Source organism: Pseudomonas sp. R3-18-08 (assembly GCF_003852065.1).
In the GTDB taxonomy this organism is placed as follows: Bacteria; Pseudomonadota; Gammaproteobacteria; order Pseudomonadales; family Pseudomonadaceae; genus Aquipseudomonas.
On record NZ_CP027729.1, the window covers coordinates 4106315 to 4132356 of the forward strand.

General features: G+C 61.5%; 23 protein-coding genes. 11 read left to right on the top strand and 12 right to left on the bottom strand.

Translation table 11 applies throughout. The features are described from left to right. Window positions 1–109 precede the first annotated feature (109 nt). The 5 genes from C4J92_RS18755 to C4J92_RS18775 form a co-directional block, all read right to left on the bottom strand. On the bottom strand, window positions 110–649 hold the full coding sequence (locus tag C4J92_RS18755) for a C40 family peptidase (RefSeq protein ID WP_124363826.1): 540 nt from the start codon (window positions 647–649) through the stop codon (window positions 110–112). A gap of 144 nt (window positions 650–793) precedes the next feature. Further along, the gene (locus tag C4J92_RS18760) at window positions 794–1423 is read right to left on the bottom strand and encodes a C40 family peptidase (protein WP_124363827.1); all 630 of its coding nucleotides are present in this window, start codon (window positions 1421–1423) and stop codon (window positions 794–796) included. 213 nt (window positions 1424–1636) lie between these two features. Beyond that, a complete protein-coding gene (gene hda / locus C4J92_RS18765) occupies window positions 1637–2341 on the bottom strand; it encodes a DnaA regulatory inactivator Hda (RefSeq protein WP_124363828.1) in 705 nt (234 codons plus the stop codon). Window positions 2342–2546: 205 nt separating this feature from the next. Further along, window positions 2547–3620, bottom strand: coding sequence for an AI-2E family transporter (locus C4J92_RS18770; protein ID WP_124404888.1), 1074 nt, complete (start codon window positions 3618–3620; stop codon window positions 2547–2549). Between the two features lie 52 nt (window positions 3621–3672). Beyond that, a complete protein-coding gene (locus C4J92_RS18775) occupies window positions 3673–4713 on the bottom strand; it encodes a DUF2066 domain-containing protein (RefSeq protein ID WP_124404889.1) in 1041 nt (346 codons plus the stop codon). A gap of 341 nt (window positions 4714–5054) precedes the next feature. On the opposite strand from C4J92_RS18775, the gene purM reads away from it, so the two are divergent. The 7 genes from purM to C4J92_RS18810 all read left to right on the top strand — a co-directional run bounded on the left by purM (window position 5055) and on the right by C4J92_RS18810 (window position 13505). Beyond that, on the top strand, window positions 5055–6113 hold the full coding sequence (gene purM / locus C4J92_RS18780; protein ID WP_124363831.1) for a phosphoribosylformylglycinamidine cyclo-ligase: 1059 nt from the start codon (window positions 5055–5057) through the stop codon (window positions 6111–6113). Then, the gene (gene purN, locus C4J92_RS18785) at window positions 6113–6763 is read left to right on the top strand and encodes a phosphoribosylglycinamide formyltransferase (RefSeq protein ID WP_124404890.1); all 651 of its coding nucleotides are present in this window, start codon (window positions 6113–6115) and stop codon (window positions 6761–6763) included. The genes purM and purN overlap by 1 nt, the downstream gene beginning before the upstream one ends. 8 nt (window positions 6764–6771) lie before the next feature. Then, window positions 6772–7485, top strand: coding sequence for a DUF3108 domain-containing protein (locus C4J92_RS18790; RefSeq protein WP_124363833.1), 714 nt, complete (start codon window positions 6772–6774; stop codon window positions 7483–7485). 360 nt (window positions 7486–7845) lie between these two features. Continuing rightward, window positions 7846–8034, top strand: a complete 189-nt coding sequence (locus C4J92_RS18795; protein ID WP_124404891.1) for a hypothetical protein — start codon at window positions 7846–7848, stop codon at window positions 8032–8034. 218 nt (window positions 8035–8252) lie between these two features. Further along, on the top strand, window positions 8253–10178 hold the full coding sequence (locus C4J92_RS18800; protein ID WP_124404892.1) for an IucA/IucC family siderophore biosynthesis protein: 1926 nt from the start codon (window positions 8253–8255) through the stop codon (window positions 10176–10178). Continuing rightward, complete coding sequence (locus tag C4J92_RS18805; RefSeq protein WP_124404893.1) at window positions 10168–11394, top strand: MFS transporter; 1227 nt, start codon at window positions 10168–10170, stop codon at window positions 11392–11394. Before C4J92_RS18800 ends, C4J92_RS18805 begins: the two co-directional genes overlap by 11 nt. Further along, the gene (locus C4J92_RS18810) at window positions 11391–13505 is read left to right on the top strand and encodes a TonB-dependent receptor (protein WP_124404894.1); all 2115 of its coding nucleotides are present in this window, start codon (window positions 11391–11393) and stop codon (window positions 13503–13505) included. Before C4J92_RS18805 ends, C4J92_RS18810 begins: the two co-directional genes overlap by 4 nt. A 67-nt stretch (window positions 13506–13572) precedes the next feature. Here C4J92_RS18810 and C4J92_RS18815 read toward each other — a convergent pair whose 3' ends face one another. From C4J92_RS18815 to C4J92_RS18845, 7 genes are all read right to left on the bottom strand, one after another. Continuing rightward, a complete protein-coding gene (locus C4J92_RS18815) occupies window positions 13573–14118 on the bottom strand; it encodes a DUF2058 domain-containing protein (protein ID WP_003230516.1) in 546 nt (181 codons plus the stop codon). 25 nt (window positions 14119–14143) lie between these two features. Next, a complete protein-coding gene (gene mazG / locus C4J92_RS18820) occupies window positions 14144–14977 on the bottom strand; it encodes a nucleoside triphosphate pyrophosphohydrolase (protein ID WP_124365193.1) in 834 nt (277 codons plus the stop codon). A 142-nt stretch (window positions 14978–15119) separates the two neighbouring features. Further along, complete coding sequence (gene relA / locus C4J92_RS18825) at window positions 15120–17363, bottom strand: GTP diphosphokinase (protein WP_124363838.1); 2244 nt, start codon at window positions 17361–17363, stop codon at window positions 15120–15122. Window positions 17364–17483: 120 nt separating this feature from the next. Further along, window positions 17484–18836: a 23S rRNA (uracil(1939)-C(5))-methyltransferase RlmD gene (gene rlmD / locus C4J92_RS18830; RefSeq protein ID WP_124404895.1), complete on the bottom strand. Its 1353-nt coding sequence runs from the start codon at window positions 18834–18836 to the stop codon at window positions 17484–17486. Further along, window positions 18836–19738: a cysteine synthase CysM gene (cysM, locus tag C4J92_RS18835; RefSeq protein ID WP_124371454.1), complete on the bottom strand. Its 903-nt coding sequence runs from the start codon at window positions 19736–19738 to the stop codon at window positions 18836–18838. The genes rlmD and cysM overlap by 1 nt, the downstream gene beginning before the upstream one ends. A gap of 235 nt (window positions 19739–19973) precedes the next feature. Then, complete coding sequence (locus C4J92_RS18840) at window positions 19974–20573, bottom strand: tRNA-uridine aminocarboxypropyltransferase (RefSeq protein ID WP_124404896.1); 600 nt, start codon at window positions 20571–20573, stop codon at window positions 19974–19976. 5 nt (window positions 20574–20578) lie between these two features. Continuing rightward, window positions 20579–21472, bottom strand: a complete 894-nt coding sequence (locus C4J92_RS18845; protein ID WP_124404897.1) for a LysR family transcriptional regulator — start codon at window positions 21470–21472, stop codon at window positions 20579–20581. A gap of 152 nt (window positions 21473–21624) precedes the next feature. Here C4J92_RS18845 and speB point away from each other — a divergent pair, with 152 nt between their 5' ends. The 4 genes from speB to C4J92_RS18865 are packed head-to-tail and all read left to right on the top strand — an operon-like array spanning window position 21625 to window position 25996. Then, a complete protein-coding gene (speB, locus tag C4J92_RS18850; protein ID WP_065909690.1) occupies window positions 21625–22575 on the top strand; it encodes an agmatinase in 951 nt (316 codons plus the stop codon). Continuing rightward, window positions 22575–22997: a nuclear transport factor 2 family protein gene (locus tag C4J92_RS18855; RefSeq protein ID WP_124404898.1), complete on the top strand. Its 423-nt coding sequence runs from the start codon at window positions 22575–22577 to the stop codon at window positions 22995–22997. The genes speB and C4J92_RS18855 overlap by 1 nt, the downstream gene beginning before the upstream one ends. Before the next feature lie 21 nt (window positions 22998–23018). Beyond that, window positions 23019–24590, top strand: coding sequence for a cytosine permease (locus C4J92_RS18860; protein ID WP_124404899.1), 1572 nt, complete (start codon window positions 23019–23021; stop codon window positions 24588–24590). A 23-nt stretch (window positions 24591–24613) separates the two neighbouring features. Beyond that, window positions 24614–25996, top strand: a complete 1383-nt coding sequence (locus tag C4J92_RS18865; protein WP_124404900.1) for a sodium:solute symporter — start codon at window positions 24614–24616, stop codon at window positions 25994–25996. The last annotated feature ends 46 nt before the right edge of the window (window positions 25997–26042 follow it).

Sequence of the window (26042 nt, forward strand, 5' to 3'; positions counted from 1 at the left end):
AATGTGGGAGGGGGCTTGCCCCCGATAGCGGAGTATCAGTCACAGTATCTGCGCCTGACCCACTGCTATCGGGGGCAAGCCCCCTCCCACATTTGGTTCGGTGTTTGATTCAGGGATTGCGTGCCAAGTTTGCCGGCAACACCCTTTTGGCACTCAGGTAAGCATTCTGCCAATACGCCTTCGACAACGTATCCAGCTTCACCGTACCGCCAGTCTGCGGAGCGTGCACAAAACGGCCCTCACCCACGTAGATGCCGGCATGGCTCACCCGCGAACCGCCACCGGTGGCAAAGAACAGCAGGTCACCGGTTTGCAGGTTTTGCTCGCTGACGTCCTGGGCACGCATCACGATCAACTCGCGGGTAGTGCGCGGCAAGGTGATACCGGCTGCGTCGCGGTAGACAAAACCAATCAGGCCGCTGCAATCAAAGCCCGAGTCCGGCGTGTTGCCGCCCCAGCGATACGGCGTGCCCACCAGGCCCAGCGCGCGGAAGAGCACGTCTTCGGCGGCCGGCGAGAAATTCTGGGTGGAATAGTTGAACACCGGCTTAGGCTTGACGGCTACGGGAGCAGGCGGCGGCGGACGGCTTGCGCAGGCGCTGAGGAGCGCGGCGCAAACGAGAAGAAAGAGGCGGGCCGAGGTCGACATGGGCAGAACAATCCTGGTCTGGATGCGGCTTTCGCTGCCGAACGCTGAAAACCAGAACGCGCAAGCAAAGCTCGCGCGAACGGATTACAACAATGTCCAGGGATTCTAGCGCTTACGCGTCAAACTTCAAGTATCACTTTAACTTTACTTACTGGCGGTAACCGTAGACGGGGCCATGGCGAGTGCACGCTTGGCTTCGATGAAGGTTTTGCTCCAGTAGCTGTCACCCAGGTTATCGACCCGCACCCCACCACTACGACGGCTGCTGGAGTGGATAAACTGGTTATCGCCCAAGTAGATACCAGCGTGGCTGACACGACCGCGACCGGCAGTACTAAAGAAAAGCAGATCACCGGGCTTGAGGTTGTTGCGTGCGACCAACGGTGCTTTCACGTTGATCATTTCGCGGGTGGAGCGCGGCAGGTTCATGCCGGCTTCCTCACGAAACAGGTAGCCGATAAAACCGCTGCAATCGAAACCGGCTTCGGAGGTGCCGCCGAAACGGTAGCGGGTACCGATCAGGGACATGCCGCGTTCGAGAATGCTGTCGGCCAGAACGGGAAGCTGGTAAGGCTTGCTGCCGGAGAAGTCGGCCAGCTCTTTTTCAGTTGCCAGCTCTTCTTCATAAACAGAAGCAGACTGTGCAGCAACGAATTTAGCCTGATTTTGAACCTGTGGTTTGGGCTGTTCTGCCACCTGCTGAGGGTGGGAGGCGCAACCAAACAACAGGGTAACGAGTGCGAGAGGCACGAGGGGTGCGAAGCGATTTAGCATGGGCACGACCGTGGCTGATGTGTAAAGAAGCCGAGACTATGCCTTCTATCACATCGATTTGCAAATTCAATCGAACTCTTTGTGACTTCCTATTTGGACCACGCCATCTAAGCCGCTAATCCCACATACAGGCCCTGCGCGTGGCCAAACCGGCCAAAACGCAGGTTTTCTGGCGCCTGGAATTTGCCGAAAGCCTGGAAACACACGGCTTGGCTACCAGCCGAGGGTTTCCTTGAGGAAGGGAATAGTGAGCTTGCGCTGGGCCTGCAACGAGGCCTGATCGAGCTGTTCGAGCAACTCGAACAACGCGCTCATGCTGCGCGTGCCACGGGTGAGGATAAAGTGCCCGACCTCGTCGGTCAGGTGCAGGCCGCGACGCGAGGCGCGCAGTTGCAGGGCACGGAGTTTGTCTTCGTCGGACAAAGGCCGCATCTGGAAGATCAACGCCAGCGTCAGCCGCGACTTGAGGTCGGCCAGCTTCACCGGCAGTTCACGCGGCGATGTGGACGCGGCGATCAACAGGCGCCGGCCGCTGTCGCGCAGGCGGTTGAACAGATGAAACAGCGCCTCTTCCCAGTCCGCCTTGCCCGCAATCGCCTGCAAATCGTCCAGACACACAAGTTCGTATTGTTCGAGGTTGTCGAAGATCCCAACACCATGGTCCATCAGCTCAGCCAACGGCAGGTAAACCGCCGGCTCGCCCATCTGCTCGAAACGCAGGCACGCGGCCTGCAGCAAGTGGGTACGCCCGACGCCATGCTTGCCCCACAGATAGATCAGGCTTTCAGTCCACCCGGCGTCGGCTTCGCAGAGGCGCTCGACATAGCCGAGTGCAGCGGCATTGGCGCCTGGGTAGTAGTTGATAAAGGTAGCGTCGTCACGCAGACGCACACCTAGGGGCAGCTGAATCGGTTTCATGCTGACTGAACGGCTCCCATCGAACCGTGAGTGGCCTCTGTGTAAAGTTTGCAAAGTTTATACGCGTGGCGCCGGGCGCACAATGCAGCAGACCACAAGCAAAATCAAAGGTTTGCGTTAACCTGTTGGTTTTGCGCAAATTGTTTGACGCACCCGCCACATTAAACAACAAACCCGGCGATGCGCCGGGTTTGTGATCCAGCGATTACAGATCGGGGTCTTCAACGCCCGTGTACACATCCGAATCCTTGTACATATCGTGAACATGCCGCACCAGCACCATGATCACCGCCGCCACCGGCAGCGCCAGCAGGATGCCGGTAAAGCCGAACAGCTCACCGCCCGCCAGGATCGCAAAGATTACCGCCACGGGATGCAGGCCGATACGGTCCCCCACCAGCAGCGGAGTCAATACCATGCCTTCCAGCGCCTGGCCGACCATGAACACCGCAACGATCCCCAGCATCGGGTACAGGTCGCCGCCAAACTGGAACAGCCCCGCCACCAGCGCCGCGCCGATGCCGATCACGAAGCCCATGTAAGGCACGATTGCGGCCAGCCCGGCGATCAGGCCGATCAACAGGCCCAGCTCAAGGCCGATCGCCATCAAGCCAGCGGCGTAAATGATACCCAGCGCCAGCATCACCAGCAGTTGCCCGCGCACGAACGCCCCCAGTACCTCGTGACACTCGCCGGCCAGGGACACGATGCGCTCCTCGCGGTCGCGCGGCAGCAGGCTGCGGATCTTGGCCATCATGATGTCCCAGTCCCGCAGCAAGTAGAACGCCACCACCGGGATCAGCACCAGGTTGGTCAGCCAGCCGATCAGCGCAAGGCTGGAAGCGGTGGCCTGGCTGAGCACCATACTGACGATATCGGTGGTCTTGTCCATGTGTTCACTGATTGCCGCCTTGACCTTGTCGAACTTCCAGAACCCGTCCGACAGCCCAAGCTTGGCCTGGGCCCATGGCATCGCCGTGTGCTGCAACCAGTCGAGCATCTGCGGCGCCAGTTCGTAAAGTCGATACAGCTGCTTGGCCAGCATCGGCACCAGCACCAGCACCAGAACGGTAATGATCAGGGTAAACAAGGCAAACACCGCGATCACACCCCAGGTGCGCGACAGGCCGGCCTTCTCCAGGCGGTCCACCACCGGATCGAACAGATAGGCGAGCAGCAACGCCACCAGAAACGGCGTCAGGATCGAATGCAGCAAGAACACAAAAACGCACAGCAGGACAATCCCGCCAAGCCACACCCAACGACGCGTATCCGCCATGAACCACTTCCTCTGTTATTTACTTGCCGCTTCTATATAGAAGCCAGGCCACTTACCAACGAAAACGTAACTGCGCCTGGGGCTCAGGCGCGGCAGCCGGTTGTGCGCCATCGGCCGGCGGTTGCGGGGCGGGGGCTTCACCCGCCGGCACTTCCTGCAACTTGGCCAGGCTCAACTGGGTGCGCAACTGATCGGCGCTGCCATTGACGCGATACACAATACGATCGCCGTCCACCCGCTGCGGCTGGCCACCAAAGGGCTCGAGCAAACGACCCAGGACGGCGTAGCGCTCCAGCGTCATGCCCTGCACCTCCAGCAATTGTTCGGCGCTGACCCCAGGCTTGACCGCAAAACGCGGCGCGAGCTTCTGGCTGACCGCAAGCAACACGGCGTCGGCGACCGCGCCAGTGTCAGCGCCCTGGACGCTGCCCTGCTCGGTCTTGTCGCCCAGCCACAGGCGCCATTTGGCCTGCCACTGGTTGCCTTCCTGGCGCGCATGCACCGCCAATAACGCATCGGCGCCATAGCGTTCGGAGGCGGCGCGCAGCGGCGTGGCGTCGGCACTTTCCAGGTTCGGCGCGGTGGCGACGACCTGTTCGTCCAGGTCACCCAGCGGCAGGCGCAACGGCAAGCCTCGGTGCTGGGCCGCCCGGCGCAGCGCTTGAGCCACCGCTTGGCCGTCGCCGACCAGGCTGCTGCCTTCGGTAGAGTCGTTCAGCCACCAGCCGAGGATCGAGGGTCGATTGCTGCCCCAGATCGCCAAGCCGGCGTCACGCAGGGCGCGATCGGTGCTGACCGGGTCGAAATCCACCTGCAGGCTTTCCGGCGGGCCGGCGTCGTAGCCGTATTGGCTGATGATTTGTTGCGGGTCTTTGCGGACCGCCGCCAGGCCCGGGCCCTCGGCGGCCTTGGCATCGCCGGTCAGACGGATGACCAGGGTCTGCACGGCGCGCTGGGTGGCCTGGTCACGCTCCTGGGGTGACTGGCTGCTGACCGGTTCGAGGACTTGATAGAGGCCATTGAGGGTTTCGGCATGACTCGCCAGGCTGACCAACGACAAACAGCCTACAAAAAAGAATTTACACAGACGCATGGAAGATTCCCGAACGACAAATTTAGCGGCTGGAACAGACCGCGTGATCTCGGTTTTGGCAAGGCTGTGACACAGCGACCGGTAAAACATTCACGGGTCTCGGTAAGTTTTCATACTGTCATAACGATAGCGGATTCAAGGCTATACCTTAATACGGTGCATTACCGGGCCGATTCGGTTTTTTTTAGACTCATATGCCCTGCCCGTCGGCCCGAGGATGGCCGCTGCCCCTCAAGCCTGATAAAATCGCGCGCCTTCGCAGACCGTCAACGGCTGGGCCTTCGCCAAAAGTGCCTGCCCGCTCGGTCGTTACCCAGAAATCCCCCTTAAAGGCCTGGATCATGAGCAAGCAACCCTCCCTGAGCTACAAGGACGCCGGTGTAGACATCGACGCCGGTGAAGCATTGGTCGAACGCATCAAGAGCGTCGCCAAGCGCACTGCGCGCCCCGAAGTCATGGGTGGCCTGGGCGGTTTTGGCGCCCTCTGCGAAATCCCGGCCGGCTATAAGCAGCCTGTACTGGTTTCCGGCACCGACGGCGTGGGCACCAAGCTGCGCCTGGCGCTGAACCTGAACAAGCACGACAGCATCGGCATCGACCTGGTTGCCATGTGCGTCAACGACCTAGTGGTGTGCGGCGCCGAGCCGTTGTTCTTCCTCGACTACTACGCCACCGGCAAACTCAATGTCGAGACCGCGACCCAAGTGGTCACCGGCATCGGCGCCGGCTGCGAGCTGTCGGGTTGCTCCCTGGTCGGCGGCGAAACCGCTGAAATGCCAGGCATGTACGAAGGCGAAGACTACGACCTGGCCGGTTTCTGCGTCGGCGTGGTGGAAAAATCCGAAATCATCGACGGTTCCAAAGTGGCTGCCGGCGACGCCTTGCTCGCCCTGCCATCGTCCGGCCCGCACTCCAACGGCTACTCGCTGATCCGCAAGATCATCGAGGTGTCCGGCGCCGATATCGAGAACATCCAGCTCGACGGCAAGCCATTGACCGACCTGCTGATGGCCCCGACGCGCATCTACGTCAAGCCGCTGCTCAAGCTGATCAAGGACACCGGCGCCGTCAAGGCCATGGCCCACATCACCGGCGGCGGCCTGCTGGACAACATCCCACGCGTGCTGCCAAAAGGCGCCCAGGCGATTGTCGACGTGGCCAGCTGGCAGCGCCCTGCGGTTTTCGACTGGCTGCAAGAGAAAGGCAACGTCAACGAAACCGAAATGCACCGCGTGCTGAACTGCGGCGTGGGCATGGTCATCTGCGTGGCGCAGGAGCACGTTGAAACCGCGCTGAATGTACTGCGCGAAGCCGGCGAGCAGCCTTGGGTCATCGGCCAGATCGCCAGCGCTGCCGAAGGTGCGGCCCAGGTTGAACTGAAGAACCTTAAGGCGCATTGATGCCTGTCACCTGTGATGTCGTGGTGCTGCTTTCCGGCACCGGCAGTAATTTGCAGGCCCTGATCGACAGCACGCGCACCGGCGACAGCCCGGTGCGCATCGCTGCGGTGATTTCCAACCGCAGCGATGCCTACGGCCTGCAACGCGCCAGGGACGCGGGTATCGAGACCCGCTCGCTGGATCACAAGGCGTTCGACGGCCGCGAGGCCTTCGACCGCGCCTTGATCGAACTGATCGACACCTTCAACCCCAAGCTCGTCATACTTGCCGGCTTCATGCGCATCCTCAGCGCTGATTTCGTGCGGCATTACGAAGGGCGCCTGCTCAATATCCACCCTTCCCTGCTGCCCAAGTACAAAGGCCTGCATACCCATCAGCGCGCCCTCGATGCCGGCGACCGCGAGCATGGCTGCAGCGTGCACTTTGTCACCGAGGAACTCGATGGCGGGCCTCTGGTCGTACAGGCAGTGGTTCCGGTAGAGTCGGATGACTCGGCGCAGACGCTTGCGCAACGGGTTCATACCCAGGAACACAGGATTTACCCGTTGGCTGTTCGCTGGTTTGCCGAGGGTCGGTTGATTCTTGGTGAACAGGGTGCATTATTGGATGGTCAGTTACTCGCGGCCAGCGGCCACTTGATTCGAACCTAGGAGATTTTATGCGTCGCGCCCTGCTCTTCGCTTTTGCGCTGTTCGCTCTGCCTGCCGTGCAAGCGGCGGACCTTCACCCCTTCTCCGTCAGCTACACCGCCGACTGGAAACAACTGCCCATGAGTGGTTCGGCTGAACGCAGCCTGACCAAGAACGGCGACGGCACCTGGACCTTGAACTTCAAGGCCTCGATGATGATCGCCAGCCTGACCGAAACCAGCGTGATCCTGTTCGACAAGGACACCCTGCAACCCAAGAGCTACAGCTTCGAGCGCGGCGGTTTGGGCAAGGCGAAGAAGATCAACCTGGATTTCGACCAGGCGACCAAGAAGATCACCGGCTTTGAAAACAAGGACCCGGTTAACGTCACCCTCGAAAGCGGCATGCTCGACAAGTCCACCTATCAACTCGCCCTTCAGCGCGATGTGGCTGCCGGCAAGAAAAGCATGAGCTACCGAGTGGCCGAAGGTACGGATGTGGATACCTATGACTTCCGCGTCATGGGCCCGGAAAAAGTCCAGACCAAGGTAGGCTCCATCGACGCGATCAAGGTTGAACGCGTGCGTGATCCATCCCAGAGCAAGCGCATCACACAGATGTGGTTTGCCAAGGACCAGGGCGGCATTCTGGTTGCCTTGCGCCAGGTTGAAACGGATGGCAAGGAATACAACATCATGCTGCAGGATGGCACCGTTGACGGTAAGGCTGTCAAAGGGAGCTGATTGCCCTGATGAGTTAAAAAGAGCCTCGCTGAATGCGGGGCTTTTTTTTGCCTGGATTTTTTGCGTTGAAGTATCTACCGCCATCGGGGGCAAGCCCCCTCCCACACTTGGAATGCATTTCAAAATGTGGGAGGGGGCTTGCTCCCGATGGCGTCAGTAGCCTGCCCCCGAACATGAAACTTTTGTCATCTAACTCATGCCCCCAACCCCAAACACCACGGTTTACGCGGCCTGCGGGAATGTTGCGTTTCCTGCAATAAATTGTTGCGCGCAAAACCAGTTTACTTAGCAAGCTAACAAACCATATAACAAATACCTGCGACGACTTGCCGCAGATCAACCAGAGATTGGAGCAAGCAGATGACTGTAAAAGTAACTGAACGCGACGATGAACATATGTCCCATGAAGCGGTAGGCCACGGGATTCACATCTGGGACGTACATCAACAAGATTTGCTGGTCGGCATGTTCCACAACGAGAGCGATGCCCACAATTATAAAAACGAACTTGAAACGCTTGAAATGAGACGCCAGACAGAAGGCTCCTGAAACCCTGACATCGCGTAAACGGCCCGGCCCACGCAGCCAGGTCGCCTACACACAGGAACCCCGCCTTTTTGAGCGGGGTTTTTCGTTTTCTAAAGTGGCCTTTTCCTATACGTCCCTACGACGGTATAAAAAAGTAACAACAAATAGACAATTGGTAATGATTCTCGATAGTATCGCTCCGCTTTTCACTCGGCCTCACGAAAACGGAGTTTGACCTCATGCATGGACACCTCACCACACCGGAACAATCGCTGCTTGGCCGCTGGGGTGAAGCACTGGCCACGCGTCAATTCCAGGCCAGGCACATCACCCTTCAGACACTGGTCGCCACCTTGGCACCCGCCTGCGAACGTAGTTTTCAACGCCTGATCCAGGCCCTGTTTCGTGAAGGCCTGCTCGATCCGAACACCCTCAGACATGACGAAGACGACCACCGCTGGCTGGTGCTGCCCGACCAGAGCCACCTGCGCTTTGAGCACCTGCGCCCTGGCCGCATGGCCAGCTGGGATTTGCGAGGCAAGGTCAGCGTCCTGCGGGCTGGGCAGCCCGAACAGACCATCCAGTTCCCGTCGCAGTTGCTGACCTTACTGAACACCCGCCTCGAATCGCCTGCCGCCCCAGAGGTCCTGGACCGCCTCAACACAGAGATCGACGACAGCTTCATCAACGATACCCTGTGCCTGGCCTTTCACGAGCAATGGACGCTCGAGCTGCACGCCTCGATGGACCCCGTGCATCAGCACAACCTGCTCAGCTACCTCAAGCACGCCCCAGAGGCTGGCAACCCAACGTCAGTGCTCGAGCAATGGGGCACGCTCGGCCATCCCTGGCACCCCAACTACAAGACCAAGCTGGGTTTGGCGACAGACCAGGTGATCGAATTTTCGCCTGAGTTCGAGGCGCGTTTCCCGGTATTGCTGTGTGCGCTGCACCGCCAGTACGCCCATGTTGAAAGCCTGGCCGGCACGGCGGATTACTGGCAGTGGTGGCAGGGCCACTTCCCGCAAGCGGCTCGCCAATTGACGGCGCACCTGACTGCACAGGGCCTTGAGGCCAACGATTATCTGCCGCTGCCTGCCCACCCTTGGCAAGCTCGCCAGGAGCTACCGCAGCTGTTCGCCAATGAAATCGGCGACCAGCTGTTGGTGCTCACCGATATCGTTGCATTCACGGCCCACCCGACCATGTCGTTCCGCACCGTTTTGCCTGAAGGCCGCAGCGACGCGCCTATGGTTAAGCTTCCGGTTTCGCTGCGCCTGACCAGCGTGCAGCGCACGGTGTCGCCACGCTCGGCGCGCATGGGGCCGCGGATCAGCCATCTGCTGCAGACCATCCTGGCGCGCGAACCTGGGCTGCAGGACATCCTAAGCATCGTGCCCGAGCGCCTGGGCGTGCATTTCAAGCCACAGCCGGTGAATGACGAACACTCCCGCCACTTGGCGGTGCTTTATCGCGACAACCCGCAGAGCCTGCTCCAAACCGGCGAAATGGCCGTCCCGGTGGGCAGCCTGTTTGCCACCGACCAGCATGGGCAGCCGTTGCTGAGGCAGTGGGTCCGCCTGAGCCAAGGCGCTGACGATGCACAGGCCCTCTGTGCGTTTTTCAAGGATTACGCATCCATTGCCGTGCCGGCCCTGCTGGGCATGTACCTGCGCTATGGCGTGGCCTTCGAGGCCCATCAGCAGAATTCCTTTATGGTCATGGATGCGGACGGGCAAGTCAGCCGCCTGCTGTTGCGCGATTTCGGCGATATCCGGATCGACCGAAAAACCTTGCACGCCCAAGGTCTGGATATCGAACTGCATGACCCGAAAATGACCTTGTACGACGATGCAGGTTTCGTGCGCGACAAGTTGCTGCACACAGTGTTCATGTGCCACTTGGGCGAGCTGGTATTGCTCGGCGCGCGCCACTTCGAGGTTCCCCAGGCGCTGTTGTGGGATGAACTGTCAGCGCAGGTCAGCCAGTGCTTCGATGATGTGCGCAGCGAGGTCGACCCTCAGCGCTGGTTGACCGAACGTGCCGCGCTGCTGGAACAGGACTGGCCGGCCAAGTCGTTCATGCGCATGCGACTGATGGAAAGCCATGCCGATATCGTCGGGCGCCTGCCCAACCCGCTTAGTAGCGCCGCCAATGTCGGCTAACAGCACGGCGCTGCGCTTGCTGGTGGTGATTCAGCTGGTGTCGATGGGCGCCATGGAAATGAGCGGCCCTTTCTGGCCATTGCAAATCCAGAAATTGCTTGGCGCCGCCAACGCCCAGTACACCGGCCTGCTGTCTGCGCTGGTGTATGCCGGGCCGATGATGGCGGCGATGGTGCTCACGCCCATGTGGGGGCGCCTGGGTGATCGTACCGGGCACAAGCCGATGATCATCCGCGCGCTGCTGGCGCTGGCGGTATGCCAGGCGCTGGCCGCCATCACCTACGATCCCTGGCTGCTGGTGGCGATCCGGGTAGCGCAGGGTGCGCTGGCCGGCTTTATTGCGGCCGCGCAGGCCTATGCGCTGGCCTACTGCGGCGATGGCGGTCGCGGGCATATCCTGGCGCGGCTGCAATCGGCCACCGCCGTGGGCTCCCTGGCCGGGCCGGTGTTGGGCGGCTGGCTGATGGACATATCCGGTTTCGCATTGCTGTGCTACAGCGCCACCGCAGTCTGCCTGTTGTGCGCAATAATCAGCGCCTTCTTACCCAACGACTCACCACGATCGAGACCCGCGCGCACCTCGACGCCCGCCGCACTCCCCAAAGGCTGGCTCGGCGCGATGCTGGGGATCATCGTCTTGATCCAAGCAGCCAAGATGATGCCGCAACCGTTCTATGCCTTATATGTTGCCGATGTTTTGCATGCGCCCGCGTGGCTGATCGGCGCCAGCTATGCCGCCAGCGCATTGACCCTGGCGCTGTCCGCGCCGTTGTGGGGCCGCCTGTTTGATCGACATCAACCTGCACACACGCTGCGCATCATTGAGTGGGTCACCTGGGCCTGCGCCTTCACACTGGCCTTCACGGCATTGGCGAATGAATGGTTTGGCTTCCTCGCCAGCCGGCTGCTGTGGGGCGTGTGGCAAGGCGCTTTGCTGCCGGTGGCCTACACGCTGATCGCCAACACCGTTGCACCCAGCCAGCAGGGGTTCGCCCTGGGCCTGGGCAACAGCGCCGCCAAGGCCGGCGCGTTGTGCGGCGCGCTGCTGGGTGGCATCGGTATGGCCATGGTGGGCCTGGCGCACAGCTTCTGGCTGGTCGCGCTGACGTATGCCCTGGCTGCGCTGGGCATCCGCGCCATTCGTTCGCTCACCCGAACACCTGAAACGTCCGTTTTTTCTGTCACTACTTCTAATAACTCAAAGGCAAGGTCATGAACACATCACAATGGGCGGTTCTGCTGCCCCTGCTCGGGTCGATCAGTGCGCCCGTCTGGGCCGATCAAACTGAAGAAACGCCGGCGACCAGCCTGCAGCTACAGCCGACAGTGGTCTCGGCCACGCGCAGTGAAACCAGCATTGCGGCGATCCCGGGCTCGGTGCAGGTCATCAATGAAGAACAGATCCGCCAGCAGATCTCGGCAGGACGCCGGGTTGCCGATATTCTCGGGCAACTGGTCCCCGGCATCGCGCCCTCCAGCGGCGGCATGAGCAACTTCGGCCAGACGCTTCGCGGGCGCAATACGCTGATCCTGATCGACGGGGTGTCCCAGAATGCCACGCGTGACAACTTCCGCCAGCTCAACAGCGTGGCACCGGAAAGCATCGAGCGCATCGAAGTGATTTCCGGCGCCAGCAGCGTCTACGGCGCCGGCGCATCGGGCGGCATCATCAACATCATCACCAAGCGCAACAAAGGTGAAGACCTGGCCTTCAGCAGCAAGATCGGCATGACCGCCGGTGACAACCTCAGCCACAAAGGCTTTTCCTACCAGGCATTCCAGAGCGCAACAGGCCGCCAGGGCCCGCTGGACTGGTATGTGTCGGGCAACGCCGTGCAACGCAACGACCAGTTCGACGGTAACGGCAAGCGCATTCCCCAGGACACGTCCCAGGGCAGCAACATGGACACCGACACCTACGACCTGCAAGGTCGCTTCGGCTACGAGCTGGATGACGACAAAAAGATCAGCCTGTCGCTGCAGGACTACAAAGACGAACAGGACACCCGCTATACCAAAAACCCACGCATCACCAGCGAGGCCGTCGCGGTGAAAGGCCTGGACCTGGACGACCAGCCGTCCACCCACAACCAGGCGGTCAACCTCAATTACGCCGACAAGGACTTCTACGGCCAGGGCTTGCAGGTCGAAAGTTACTGGCGCCGCGCCGATGCACTGTTCTTCCCGGACTTGTCCCGGGGCCGAGCCGGGGTGTCGGACAACAATAGCGTGCAAGATGTGTACGGCCTGCGCGCCGCCATTGACACGCAAATGCCAGACATCGGCCCGGCGACCGGCAACCTGGTCTGGGGGGCCGACTATGATCATGAAACCTCGCGCCAACGCGGCGACCAGTACCGGGTCAACGGCCTGACCTACACCAAGACCGGCACCACCTTCGAGCTGGGCCCGGACATCCAGACCACCACCAAGGCGATCTTCGGCCAGCTGTCCTATGACATCGGTGACTGGACGTTGCGCGGTGGCGTGCGCCGCGAATGGATCGAGAGCAAGGTCGACGACAGCATCGCCTATGGCGAAATCGTTCAGACCGGCAACCGCGCGACGCTGCCGGGCGGCACCCTCAAGTATGACGACACCCTCTACAACCTCGGCGCGGTGTACCACCTGAGTGAAAACCAGGATGTGTTCGCCAACTTCAGCCAGGGCTTTTCCCTGCCGGATATCCAGCGCTTCCTGCGTGACGTCAACAGCACGTACAACATTCAAGACCTCAACGCCCAGGCGCTGAAGGTCAACAGCTATGAACTGGGCTGGCGTGGCAACTGGGACAAGTGGCTGGCCAATGTCACGGCGTATGAAAACACCTCGGATGTGACGCAGTTCTATGATGCCAATGATCGCGTGCTACGCCTGATCAACCAGAAAGAACGCGTGCGCGGTATCGAAACCAGCCTGACGTATAACGTCACCGACCAGTGGTCGGTCGGCGGCACGTACGCCTATTCCAAAGGCGAGACCCAGCAGAACGGCAAGTGGATCGACCTGCCCGCCACCCGTATCTCCCCGGCCAAGACCACCGCGTTCGTCGGCTACGACCGTGGCGACTACAGCCTGCGCCTGCAGGGCATGCGCCTGGCCAACTATGACGCCGCGTTCAAGGACAACAACGGGCGCGATATCCAGGGCTACACGCTGGTAGACCTGCTGGGCTCGGTAAGGCTGCCGGTGGGTCGCCTCGAAGGTGCGGTGTACAACCTCACCAACCGCAACTACCAGAACATGTTCGCCCAGGCCAACGCCCGCGCGCCGTACCCGAATGCCGAAGGTCGTACCTTCAGCCTGAGCTACGCAGTGGATTGGTAACAGGCTGGCGCGGCACGGTAAAAACACAAACCCCGCCTTTTTGGCGGGGTTTGTTGTTTTCAGCGGCTTACCACATCAGGTCATCCGGGATCTGGTAGGCGGCGTACGGATCATCCTCATCCGGCACCTGGCTTTCGGTCAGGATATTGAGCTGCACGATACGCTCCGGCGCGCGCTCCTGGATTTTCAGCGCGGCTTCGCGCGGGATCACCTCGTAGCTGCCGCCGTGATGCACGATGGCCAGGGAGCCGTTGCTCAGCTTGTTACGCATCAGCGTGTTGACCGACAGGCGCTTGACCTTCTTGTCATCCACGAAGTTGTAGTAGTCCTCGGTGGTCAGCTTGGGCAGGCGCGAGGTTTCGATCAATTGCTTGACCTGGGCCGTGCGGGCCTTGGCCTCGGCTTTTTCCTGCTGCTGACGGTTCAGCTCCTGGTCGCGCTTGACCTTCTCGGCGTGCGCCTCGGCCGCCAGGCGCGCCTGGGTGTCATCGACCTCGGCCTGCCCCTTGTGGACCAGCCGCTGCTGTTTCTGCTTCTCTTTGCCGACCTGTTTGGCCTGCTTTTGGTTGACCAGACCTGCTTTGAGCAACTGGTCGCGAAGGGAAAGGCTCATGGTGCGTACTCACTTAGGCAACTGCTCAACCGCAGCTGGAAACATTCTTTTCCTGGCGTTTGGCTTCGCCCCACAGGGCGTCCAACGTTTCGAGGGTGCAATCTTCTATGGGTTGATGCGTCTCGCGCAATGCCTGTTCGATAAATCGGAAACGCCGCTCGAACTTGGCATTGGCGCCACGCAACGCGGTTTCCGGGTCGACCTTGAGGTGACGGGCCAGGTTGACCGCCGCAAACAGCAGGTCACCGACTTCATCGGCAATGGCTGCCGAGTCGTTATCGGCCATGGCTTCGAGCACTTCATCCAGCTCTTCGCGCACGTTATCCACCACCGGTAACGCCGACGGCCAATCGAAACCCACCTGGCTGGCGCGCTTCTGCAGCTTGGCGGCACGGGACAGCGATGGCAAGGCAGTGGGCACGTCATCGAGCAGGGACAATTGCTCGGGTGCGTCGGACTTTTCCGCGCGCTCCTCGGCCTTGATCTGCTCCCAACGCTGCTTGACCTGCTCTTCGCTCAGTTGAGGAATATCCAACGGTGCATACAGGTCGCCGGTCGGGAACACATGGGGATGACGGCGGATCAGCTTGCGGGTGATGCTGTCGATCACCCCGGCAAATTCGAAGCGCCCTTCTTCCCGCGCCAACTGGCTGTAATAAACAACCTGGAACAACAGGTCGCCCAACTCGCCTTGCAGATGATCGAAGTCGCCACGCTCGATGGCGTCGGCCACTTCATAGGCCTCTTCCAGGGTATGCGGCACGATGGTGGCGTAGGTTTGCTTGATGTCCCATGGGCAGCCGTATTGCGGGTCGCGCAGGCGGCTCATGAGGTGCAGCAGGTCTTCAAGTGAATACATCAGTCTCTTTCCGATCAGTTCAGAACGCCGCCGGTCAACTGTGGGAGGGGGCTTGCCCCCGATAGCGGTGGGTCAGTCAATACAGGGGCTGACTGATCCTCCCTCATCGGGGGCAAGCCCCCTCCCACATTTTAAACCGCGTTCATGGAGTGCGATTACGCCGCGTCTCGATGATGTTCGGCAACTGCGATATCCGCCCCAGCAACCGCCCCAGCGCGTCCAGCCCCGGAATCTCGATGGTCAGGGACATCAACGCGGTGTTGTCCTCTTTATTCGAGCGGGTGTTGACCGCCAGCACGTTGATCCGCTCATTGAGCAGCACCTGCGAGACGTCGCGCAGCAGACCGGAGCGGTCGTAGGCACGGATGATGATGTCCACCGGGTACGTGAGCACCGGCACCGGGCCCCAGCTGACCTGGATGATCCGCTCCGGCTCGCGCCCGCCCAGCTGCAGCACCGAGGCGCAGTCCTGGCGGTGAATGCTCACCCCGCGTCCCTGGGTGATGTAGCCGACGATGGCGTCGCCCGGCAACGGCTGGCAGCAGCCGGCCATTTGCGTCATCAGGTTGCCCACGCCCTGGATCTGGATATCGCCACGTTTGCCAGGCTTGTAGCCGGTGGCCTTGCGCGGGATCAGTTCCAGCTGTTCGTTGCCGCGCTCCGGCTCCACCAGTTGCTGGGCCAGGTTGACCAGTTGCGCCAGGCGCAGGTCGCCGGCACCGAGGGCGGCGAACATGTCTTCGGCGATCTTCATGTTGGCCTTTTCGGCCAGCTTGTCGAAGTCCACCTGGGGCAGGCCCAGGCGCGCCAGTTCGCGTTCGAGCAGGGTCTTGCCGGCGGCGACGTTCTGGTCGCGGGCCTGCAGTTTGAACCAGTGCACGATCTTCGCCCGCGCCCGCGAGGTGGTGATGTAACCCAGGTTCGGGTTCAGCCAGTCGCGGCTCGGCGTGCCGTGCTTGCTGGTGATGATCTCGACCTGCTCACCGGTTTGCAGGCTGTAGTTGAGTGGCACGATGCGCCCGTTGATCTTGGCGCCCCGGCAGTTGTGGCCGATTTCGGTGTGCACGCGGTAAGCGAAGTCCAGTGGCGTGGCGCCCTTGGGCAAATCGATAGCGTGGCCGTCGGGGGTGAAGATGTAGACCCGGTCCGGTTCGATATCCACGCGCAACTGTTCGGCCAGGCCGCCGATGTCGCCGAGTTCTTCGTGCCATTCCAGCACCTGGCGCAACCAGGAGATTTTCTCTTCGTACTGGTTGGAACCGGCCTTGACGTCGGTGCCCTTGTAACGCCAGTGCGCGCATACGCCCAACTCCGCCTCTTCGTGCATGGCGTGGGTGCGGATCTGCACTTCCAACACCTTGCCTTCAGGGCCGATCACCGCCGTGTGCAGCGAGCGGTAGCCGTTTTCCTTGGGGTTGGCGATGTAGTCGTCGAACTCTTTGGGAATATGCCGCCACAGGGTATGCACGATACCCAGCGCGGTGTAGCAATCGCGCATTTCCGGCACCAGCACACGCACGGCGCGTACGTCGTAGATCTGGCTGAACGCCAGGCCCTTGCGCTGCATTTTGCGCCAGATCGAATAGATGTGCTTGGCGCGGCCGCTGATGTCGGCATCGACGCCGGTGGCCTGCAACTCGGCGCGCAACTGGCCCATCACGTCGCTGATAAAGCGCTCGCGGTCGAGCCGCCGCTCGTGCAGCAGCGTGGCGATCTGTTTGTATTGATCGGGTTCGAGGTAGCGGAAGGACAGGTCCTCCAACTCCCATTTGATATGACCGATACCCAGGCGGTGCGCCAGCGGCGCGTAGATGTCGAAGACCTCGCGGGCGACGCGGTTGCGCTTCTCGTCATCGGCGGTTTTCACCGCACGGATCGCGCAGGTACGTTCGGCCAGCTTGATCAGCGCGACGCGCACGTCGTCGACCATCGCTACCAGCATCTTGCGCAGGTTTTCCACCTGGCCCTGGGTGCCCAGCACCATCGATTGGCGCGGGCTGAGGCTGGCACTGATGGCCGCCATGCGCAGCACGCCGTCGATCAGCTTGGCCACCACGGCGCCGAAACGCTGGCCGACGGTCGGCAACGGGATATGCCCTTCACGCACACCGCGATAGAGCACGGCGGCGATCAGCGAATCCTGGTCCAGCTTGAGATCGGCAAGGATCTCGGCGATTTCCAACCCGGTACGAAAGCTCGACGTGCCTTCCGCCCACAGGTTCTTGGCCGCATTGTCCTGTTGTTCAGACTCACGAGCGAACTCGCAGGCTGCTTTCAAGGCTTCACGGTCCAGTGCCGGGTCGACACTGACGGCATGATCCAGCCATGCCTCGAGATTGATACTGCCGTCGGTGTTGATCGGCTGGTGTGCTCTCACCTGTACCATCTTGCTTACCTTCCCTACGACGCACCTTGGATGCGCCAAAAATCATCGCCGACCTTGCTGCAGGCTCCCTGGCCGTTCACGGCCCTGGAGACTGCAGGCCAGTCGGATTAAACGGGCATCCTAGCCCGCTTCAAATAACGCCATGGCCTCGACATGCGCTGTCTGCGGAAACATGTCGAGGATCCCGGCACGCTTTAGCCGGTAACCTTGCTTGACCAACTCAACCGTGTCCCGCGCCAGCGTGGCGGGGTTGCAGGACACATACACCAGGCGCCTGGCTCCCAGGGCGGCCAGTTTGCGCACAACCTCCTGGGCACCATCGCGGGGTGGGTCCAAGAGTACCGCAGAAAAGCCCTGTTTGGCCCATTCCGCGTCGGTCAGGGGCTGGGACAAATCGGCCTGAAAAAACTGCACATTATGCAAATTATTGCTGATGGCATTCTCTGCAGCGCGCTCCACCATAGCCTGAACGCCTTCCACCGCAACGACTTCGCGTACCTGCCGGGCCAGTGGCAGGGCAAAATTGCCCAGCCCGCAAAACAGGTCCAGCACCCGCTCATCGGGTTGCGGCGCCAACCATTGCAGGGCCTGGGCGACCATCGCCTCGTTGACCCCGGCGTTGACCTGCACAAAATCTCCCGGCCGGTAAGCCAGCTCCAAATCCCACGCCTCAAGGCGGAAACCGAGCGCCCTGCCCGGCTCGACCGGTTGCGGCGGCCCCTCGCCCTGCAGCCACAACTGGGCGTCATGGAAGCTGCAAAATTCCTGCAGTACCTGCATGTCCGCGTCAGACAGCGGTGCCATATGTCGAAGCAACACGGCGATGGACGAGCCGCTGAACAGCTCCACATGCCCCAAAGCCTGAGGTTTGCTCAAGCGGCGCAGCATGTTCGGCAGACGCTGCATGATCGGTTGCAAGGCCTGTACCAGTACCGGGCAATCATCAATGGCGACGATGTCCTGGCTGGCCACCGCGCGGAAACCCACCTCGAGTTGTTTCGCCTTGGCATCCCAGCGCACGGCCACGCGGGCACGACGGCGGTAGCCGAATTCCGGCCCGCTCAAGGGCGCGGCCCATTCTTGCGGTTCGACACCGGCCACGCGCGACAATTGCTCGGCGAGCATGCGCTGTTTCAGGGCAAGCTGTTCGTCGTGAGGCAAATGCTGCACGCTGCAGCCGCCACAGCGGCCAAAGTGCGCGCAAGGTGCCGGGCGGCGCAGTTCGCCGGCCTTGAACACGCGCTCGGTACGCGCTTCGACCACCTTGCCGTGGGCGCCGAGCACCCGCGCTTCCACCTCCTCGCCGGCCAGCGCACCGTTGACGAACCAGGTGCGGCCTTCGAAGAACACGATGCCGCGACCGTCGTTGGCCAGGCGTTCGATGGTCAGGCGCTGCTTCTTGCCCACTGGAATCTGCGGGGCCCGGCTGCCGCCCGTCGGTTGGAAGCGCAGGCCTCTCTCGTGCTTGGCCATCAGTTGGGTTCGTCGAAGATGCCGGTCGACAGGTAACGGTCGCCTCGGTCACAGATGATCGCGACGATCACCGCGTTTTCAACTTCCCTGGACAGGCGCAACATACCGGCCACGGCGCCGCCGGACGACACGCCGCAGAAGATCCCCTCTTCACGCGCCAGGCGCCGGGTGGTGTCTTCGGCTTCGCGCTGGGCCATGTCGATGATGCGGTCCACGCGCGCGGCGTTGTAGATCTTCGGCAAGTACTCTTCGGGCCAGCGCCGGATACCGGGGATGGCCGCACCTTCCATCGGCTGCAGGCCGACGATCTGAATCGCCGGGTTCTGCTCCTTGAGGTAGCGCGAATTGCCCATGATGGTGCCGGTGGTGCCCATGGAGCTGACGAAATGGGTGATGGTGCCCTGGGTCTGGCGCCAGATTTCCGGGCCGGTGCTGGTGTAGTGCGCTTCGGGGTTATCCCCGTTGGCGAACTGGTCCAGCACAACGCCACGGCCTTCGGCGGCCATGCGTTCGGCGAGATCGCGGGCGCCTTCCATGCCTTCTTCCTGGGTGACCAGCACCAGTTCGGCGCCATAGGCGGTCATCGCCGCCTTGCGCTCGGCGCTGCCGTTGTCGGGCATGATCAGCACCATCTTGTAACCCTTGATCGCGGCGGCCATGGCCAAGGCGATCCCGGTATTACCCGAGGTGGCTTCGATCAGCGTGTCGCCCGGCTTGATCTGCCCGCGCAGTTCGGCGCGGGTGATCATCGACAACGCCGGGCGGTCCTTGACGGAACCGGCGGGGTTGTTGCCTTCAAGCTTGAGCAACAAAGTATTGCTGGTTTCACCCGCCATGCGTTGCAAGCGGACCAGGGGGGTATTGCCGACGCAATCGGCGATTGTAGGGTACTGCAAGGTCATGGCGTATTCGCAATCCAGACTGCGGGGCGCACATCATACCGGGAAAGGTCGGCGGGCCATATCACGCAAAGTGCGGTGCTTATGGCTTATAGGAATAAGGCAGAGGTGTGGTGCCTATGAGGGCGCCATCGGGGGCAAGCCCCTCCCACAGTTGATCGCGTTCCAACATGAGCATGCGGTCGAATGTGGGAGGGGGCTTGCCCCCGATGGCCGCACCTCGATAACCGACCGGGCCCTAGTCCCCACCGCCATGATTTCTCTGAAAAACCTCTTCCCCCATCGCCGCAATCTGCCCCTCGATCAATGCTTCAAAGGGTTTCAACAGCGGCTCAAACGATGTCGGCGCTTCCAGTACCTGCAACGCTTGCACGATCGCTTCGACCGTCGACAAGGCTCCAGGCCCCGGCGCCTTGCGCAAGCGATACCGGGAGACGCCGCCGTTGGCCAGCGTCACCCGAGGCAACGCTGCCAGCAAAGGGTTGAGGTGCAGCAGCTTGCGCGCCTTGCGCCAGGTGCCATCGGGCACCACCAGCAGCAACGGCTGATCACCAGGCGTATAGGCTTGCAAAGGCTGCGCATCATCGGCCGGGAACAGCAGACGCGCCTGATAACCGGGCGGGCTCAATAACGTCGCCAGATCCTCGAACACCTCCCCCACCACCAACTGCGCATTGTTCAGCCCCAACGCCGCCAATCGCGCTGTATTGAGCGCATGGTTGACCTCGCTCGGATGCTGCAACAGCAGCACGCGGGTGCGACTGTCGAGGCTGGGGATCAGCGAGCACAAACAGTGGCTGAGAGGTCTCAGGCAACGGGAACACTGGGGTCTGGACATGGTTTTCAGGCCTGGTTGAGCTGGGCTTTGAGTAAATCGCGGAAGGTCTGGATCAGCGGCTCGCGGCTGCGCCCCCGACGCATGATCATCGAAAACGGCGCCTGGTAGCCAAAGGTCGCCGGCAGCAGCACGCGCAGGTCGCCCTTGTCGGCCCAGGCTTGCGCGTAGTGCTCGGGTAAATAGCCGATGTAGGCGCCCGACAGTACCAGGATCAGCTGCGCCTCCATGCTTTCCACCGTCGCGGCACTGTGCTTGAAGCCATGGCGCGCCAGTTCGGCCTGGCTCCAGTAGCCGCGCCCGACCATGCGTTGCTGGGTGATGACCTGCTCGGGGATGCGCCGCTCGTTGAACAACGGATGCCGGGTGCTGCAATACAGCCAGTGCTGCTCGCGGTACAACGGCATATAGATCAGCCCGCTCATGCGGTTGGAGAACGCGCCGATGGCCAGGTCCAGGCGATTGTCCTGCACCCCCAGTTGCAGTTCATAAGGGCTCATCACCGACAGATGCAAATGTACTGCTGGATGTTCGAGGCTGTAGGCGCCAATCACCTCGGCGAACGGCAGGGCTTTATCGCTGACGGTGGAGTCGAGCACACCGAGCTTGAGGGTGCCGCGCAACTCGCCCTTCAACGCGGCGGCATATTGCTCGAAGCCTTCCAGCTCGGCCAATAAACGCAAGGTTTCCTGATGAAACAGCTCGCCCTTGCTGGTCAGGCTGAAGCCGCCCCGCCCGCGGTGGCACAGCACCAGGCCCAGCGCCGCTTCCAGCTGGCTCATGTAGGTGCTGATGGCTGACGTCGACAGGTTGAGTTCGTGCTGGGCATTGGCGAACCCCTGGTGGCGCACGATGCTGACGAAGATGCGCAGGAGTTTCAGGTCGGGCAAAGCGCTGGCCATGGGTTCTCCGGATTCAGCTCAAGCAGCGCAGTCTACCCCAGGCTTTAGTTTAGAAAAATCTGAACTAAGTATTTGCCCGTGGCGATTCTTTCGTTTCCATGTATTTCGCAGAATCGGCCCCCAGATAACCACAACAACGATGAGGCAATCCCGTGGACAAGATTTTCCACCAACCACTGGGCGGCAACGAAATGCCGCGCTTCGCCGGCATCGCCACCATGATGCGCCTGCCCCACCTGCAAACGGCCAAGGGCCTGGACGCCGCGTTTGTCGGCGTGCCCCTGGACATCGGCACCTCGCTGCGCGCCGGTACCCGCTTCGGCCCGCGTGAAATCCGCGCCGAATCGGTGATGATCCGCCCGTACAACATGGCCACCGGTGCGGCGCCGTTCGATTCGCTCTCGGTTGCTGATATCGGCGATGTGGCGATCAACACCTTCAACCTGCTCGACGCCGTGCGCATCATCGAAGAGGCCTACGATGAAATCCTCGAACACGACGTCATTCCCCTGACCCTGGGCGGCGACCACACCATCACCCTGCCGATCCTGCGGGCCATCCACAAGAAACACGGCAAGGTCGGGCTGGTGCACATCGATGCCCACGCCGACGTCAACGACCATATGTTCGGCGAAAAAATCGCCCACGGCACTACCTTCCGCCGCGCCGTGGAAGAGGGTTTGCTCGATTGCGACCGGGTGGTGCAGATCGGCCTGCGCGCCCAGGGCTACACCGCCGAAGACTTCAACTGGAGCCGCAAACAGGGCTTTCGCGTAGTCCAGGCGGAAGAATGCTGGCATCACTCCCTCGCGCCGTTGATGGCCGAAGTGCGCGAAAAAGTCGGCGGCGGCCCGGTGTACCTGAGCTTTGACATCGACGGCATCGACCCGGCCTGGGCGCCTGGCACCGGCACCCCGGAAATAGGCGGGCTGACCACCATTCAGGCGATCGAGATCATCCGTGGCTGCCAGGGCCTGGACTTGATTGGTTGTGATTTGGTGGAAGTTTCGCCGCCCTACGACACCACCGGCAATACCTCACTGCTCGGCGCCAACCTGCTGTACGAGATGCTCTGCGTGCTGCCTGGCGTGGCACATCGCTGATGAGCGTGCAAGCGGTGCTCAAGGCAGCGGCCGCGCTGGTCTCGGCCTTCGCTCGCAACGACCGCGCTGCTTACTTCGGCGCGTTCACGGCCGATGCGAGTTTTGTGTTCCATACCCTCCCCCAGCCACTGCTCAGCCGCGATGCCTACCAGGCGTTGTGGGACAGCTGGCGCCGGGACGAGGGGTTCGAGGTGCTGTCGTGCGCCTCGAGCAACGCCTTTGTCAGCCTGCACGGTGACGTGGCGATTTTCATGCATGACGTGGCCACCGAGCTGCGCATGAACGGGGAGCATTACTTCAGCCAGGAACGCGAGACCATTGTCTTCACACGGCAAGGGTTGCGCACAGAACAACAACAAGGCCTGTGGCTGGCCTGTCACGAACATTTGTCCACTATGCCGGAAGGGCTGCCGTCCCCTTAGCCAATGTGATCGGAGCTGATCATGAATAATAAAAACAACCAAAACAGTATTCGCACCATAGAAACCAACGGGGTCGAACAGATCCCCGACCACGAACGCACCGCCGCCCCTAAGGATCTGTTCCGGCTGATCTTCGGCGGTGCCAATACCTTTGCCACCGCCGTGCTGGGCGCGTTCCCGGTGCTGTTCGGCCTGTCGTTCCAGGCCGGGGTCTGGGCGATTGTGCTGGGCGTGCTGATGGGCGCAGTGATCCTGGCGCCCATGGGCCTGTTCGGGCCGATCAACGGTACCAACAACGCCGTGTCTTCCGGCGCGCATTTCGGCGTGCATGGGCGGATTGTCGGCTCGTTTCTGTCGCTGCTTACGGCGATTGCCTTCTTCTCACTGTCGGTGTGGAGTTCAGGCGATGCGCTGGTGGGGGGTGCGAAACGTCTGATCGGCCTGCCGGAATCCGACCTGACCCTGGGCCTGGCCTATGGCGTCTTCGCCCTTCTGGTGCTGACGGTGTGCATCTACGGGTTTCGCTTCATGTTGTGGGTCAACCGGATTGCGGTATGGGCCGCGAGCCTGTTGTTCCTGCTGGGGATCTTCGCCTTTGCGCCGGCCTTCGACAGCCACTTCGCCGGCAGCGTCGCCCTCGGTCAGAGCGGTTTCTGGGCGGCGTTTATCGGCGCCGCGCTGGTGGCGATGAGCAATCCGATTTCCTTCGGCGCGTTCCTCGGCGACTGGTCGCGCTACATCCCGCGCCACACCCCGAAGCGCCGAATCATGCTGGCGGTGGTCCTGGCCCAGGTTGCCACTTTGATTCCGTTCCTGTTCGGCCTGGCTACCGCGACCATCGTGGCCGTCAAGGCACCGGACTACATCGCCAGCAACAACTATGTGGGCGGCTTGCTCGCGGTGGCACCGAGCTGGTTCTTCCTGCCGGTGTGCCTGATTGCGGTGATCGGCGGCATGTCCACCGGCACCACCTCGCTGTATGGCACCGGGCTGGACATGTCCAGCGTGTTTCCACGCCTGCTGTCACGGGTCAAGGCCACGCTGCTGATCGGGGTAATGTCGATTGCCTTCATCTTTATCGGACGTTTCGCCGCCAACCTGGTGCAGAGCGTGTCGACCTTCGCCGTGCTGATCATCACCTGCACCACCCCATGGATGGTGATGATGATCATCGGCCTGATCGTACGCCGAGGCTTTTATTGCCCGGATGACCTGCAGGTGTTCACCCGTGGCGAAACCGGCGGCCGCTACTGGTTCAGCCATGGCTGGAACTGGCGCGGGCTGGGGGCCTGGATCCCGAGCGCGCTGGTGGGCCTGTGCTTCGTCAACCTGCCGGGGCAGTTCGTCGGGCCGCTGGGCAACCTGGCCGAGGGCATCGACATCAGCTTGCCGGTAACGCTGGGCCTGGCCTCGGTGGTGTATCTGAGCCTGCTGCGGCTGTTTCCCGAACCGGCTGCCGTCTATGGGCCGACGTTTGTGGCGAGGGAGCTTGCTCCCGCTGGACTGCGAAGCGGTCCTAAAAAAGCCGGCTCCAGCTTCGCTGTCGAACGGGAGCAAGCTCCCTCGCCACAGCAAGCGCCTTCTGCACAATAAAAAATAATCGGAGACTCGCCGTCATGGCTTTGGATTTATTCGTCGTACTCATCTACGCCGCCGGCATGCTCGTGCTCGGCTACTACGGCATGCGCCGCGCCAAGACCCACGAAGACTACCTGGTCGCCGGGCGCAACCTCGGCCCGTCTCTCTATATGGGCACCATGGCCGCCACGGTGCTGGGTGGTGCCTCTACCGTTGGCACCGTGCGCCTGGGATATGTGCACGGCATTTCCGGTTTTTGGCTGTGCGCCGCGCTGGGCACGGGGATCATTGCGCTGAACCTGTTCCTGGCCAAGCCGCTGTTGAAACTGAAAATCTTCACCGTCACCCAGGTCCTGGAAAAACGCTACAACCCCATGGCGCGCCAGGCCAGCGCGGTGATCATGCTGACCTACGCGCTGATGGTCGTGGTGACCTCGATCCTGGCGATCGGCACCGTCCTGCAGGTGCTGTTCGACCTGCCGTTCTGGATCTCGGTGCTGCTGGGCGGTGGCGTGGTCGTGGTGTATTCGACGATTGGCGGCATGTGGTCGCTGACTCTGACCGATATCGTGCAGTTCGTGATCAAGACCGTCGGACTGATGTTTATCCTGCTGCCGATCTGCCTGTACCGCGTCGGCGGCTGGGACGAACTGGTGGCCAAGCTGCCGGCGTCGAGTTTCAGCTTCACTACGATCGGCTGGGACACGATCATCACCTACTTCATGATCTACTTTTTCGGCATCCTCATCGGCCAGGACATCTGGCAGCGCGTATTCACTGCCCGTGACGAAAAAGTCGCCCAGTACGCAGGCACATTCGCCGGCTTCTACTGCATTCTTTACGGCCTGGCGTGCGCATTGATCGGCATGGCCGCGCATGTGCTGATCCCGGACCTGGATAACGTCAACAACGCGTTCGCCGCCATCGTCAAAGCCTCGCTGCCGGACGGCATTCGTGGCTTGGTGATTGCCGCTGCCCTGGCGGCAATGATGTCAACCGCCAGCGCCGGGCTGCTCGCCGCCTCCACCGTACTAACCGAGGACTTACTGCCACGCTTGCGCGGTGGCAAACAGTCGAGCCTGGGCGTTAACCGCCTGTTCACCCTGCTGACCGGGATAGCGGTGCTGGGTATCGCACTGGTGGTGAACGATGTGATCAGCGCCTTGACCCTGGCCTACAACCTGTTGGTAGGCGGCATGCTGATCCCGCTGATCGGCGCGATTTTCTGGAAGCGTGCAACCACCTGCGGGGCGATCACCTCGATGACGCTGGGTTTCGTGACCGCGTTGGTATTCATGTTCAAGGATGGGCTGGACGCAAACACCCCGATTTACTACAGCCTCGCGGTGGCGTTGGTGAGTTTTGTGCTGGTGAGTGTGTTGTCGCGTAAACCGGGGGCGGTGGTGGCGGGGACGGCTTGAAGTAAACAGCTTTAGAGCGGTTCCCTCAGCGGGTGCGACAGCGGAT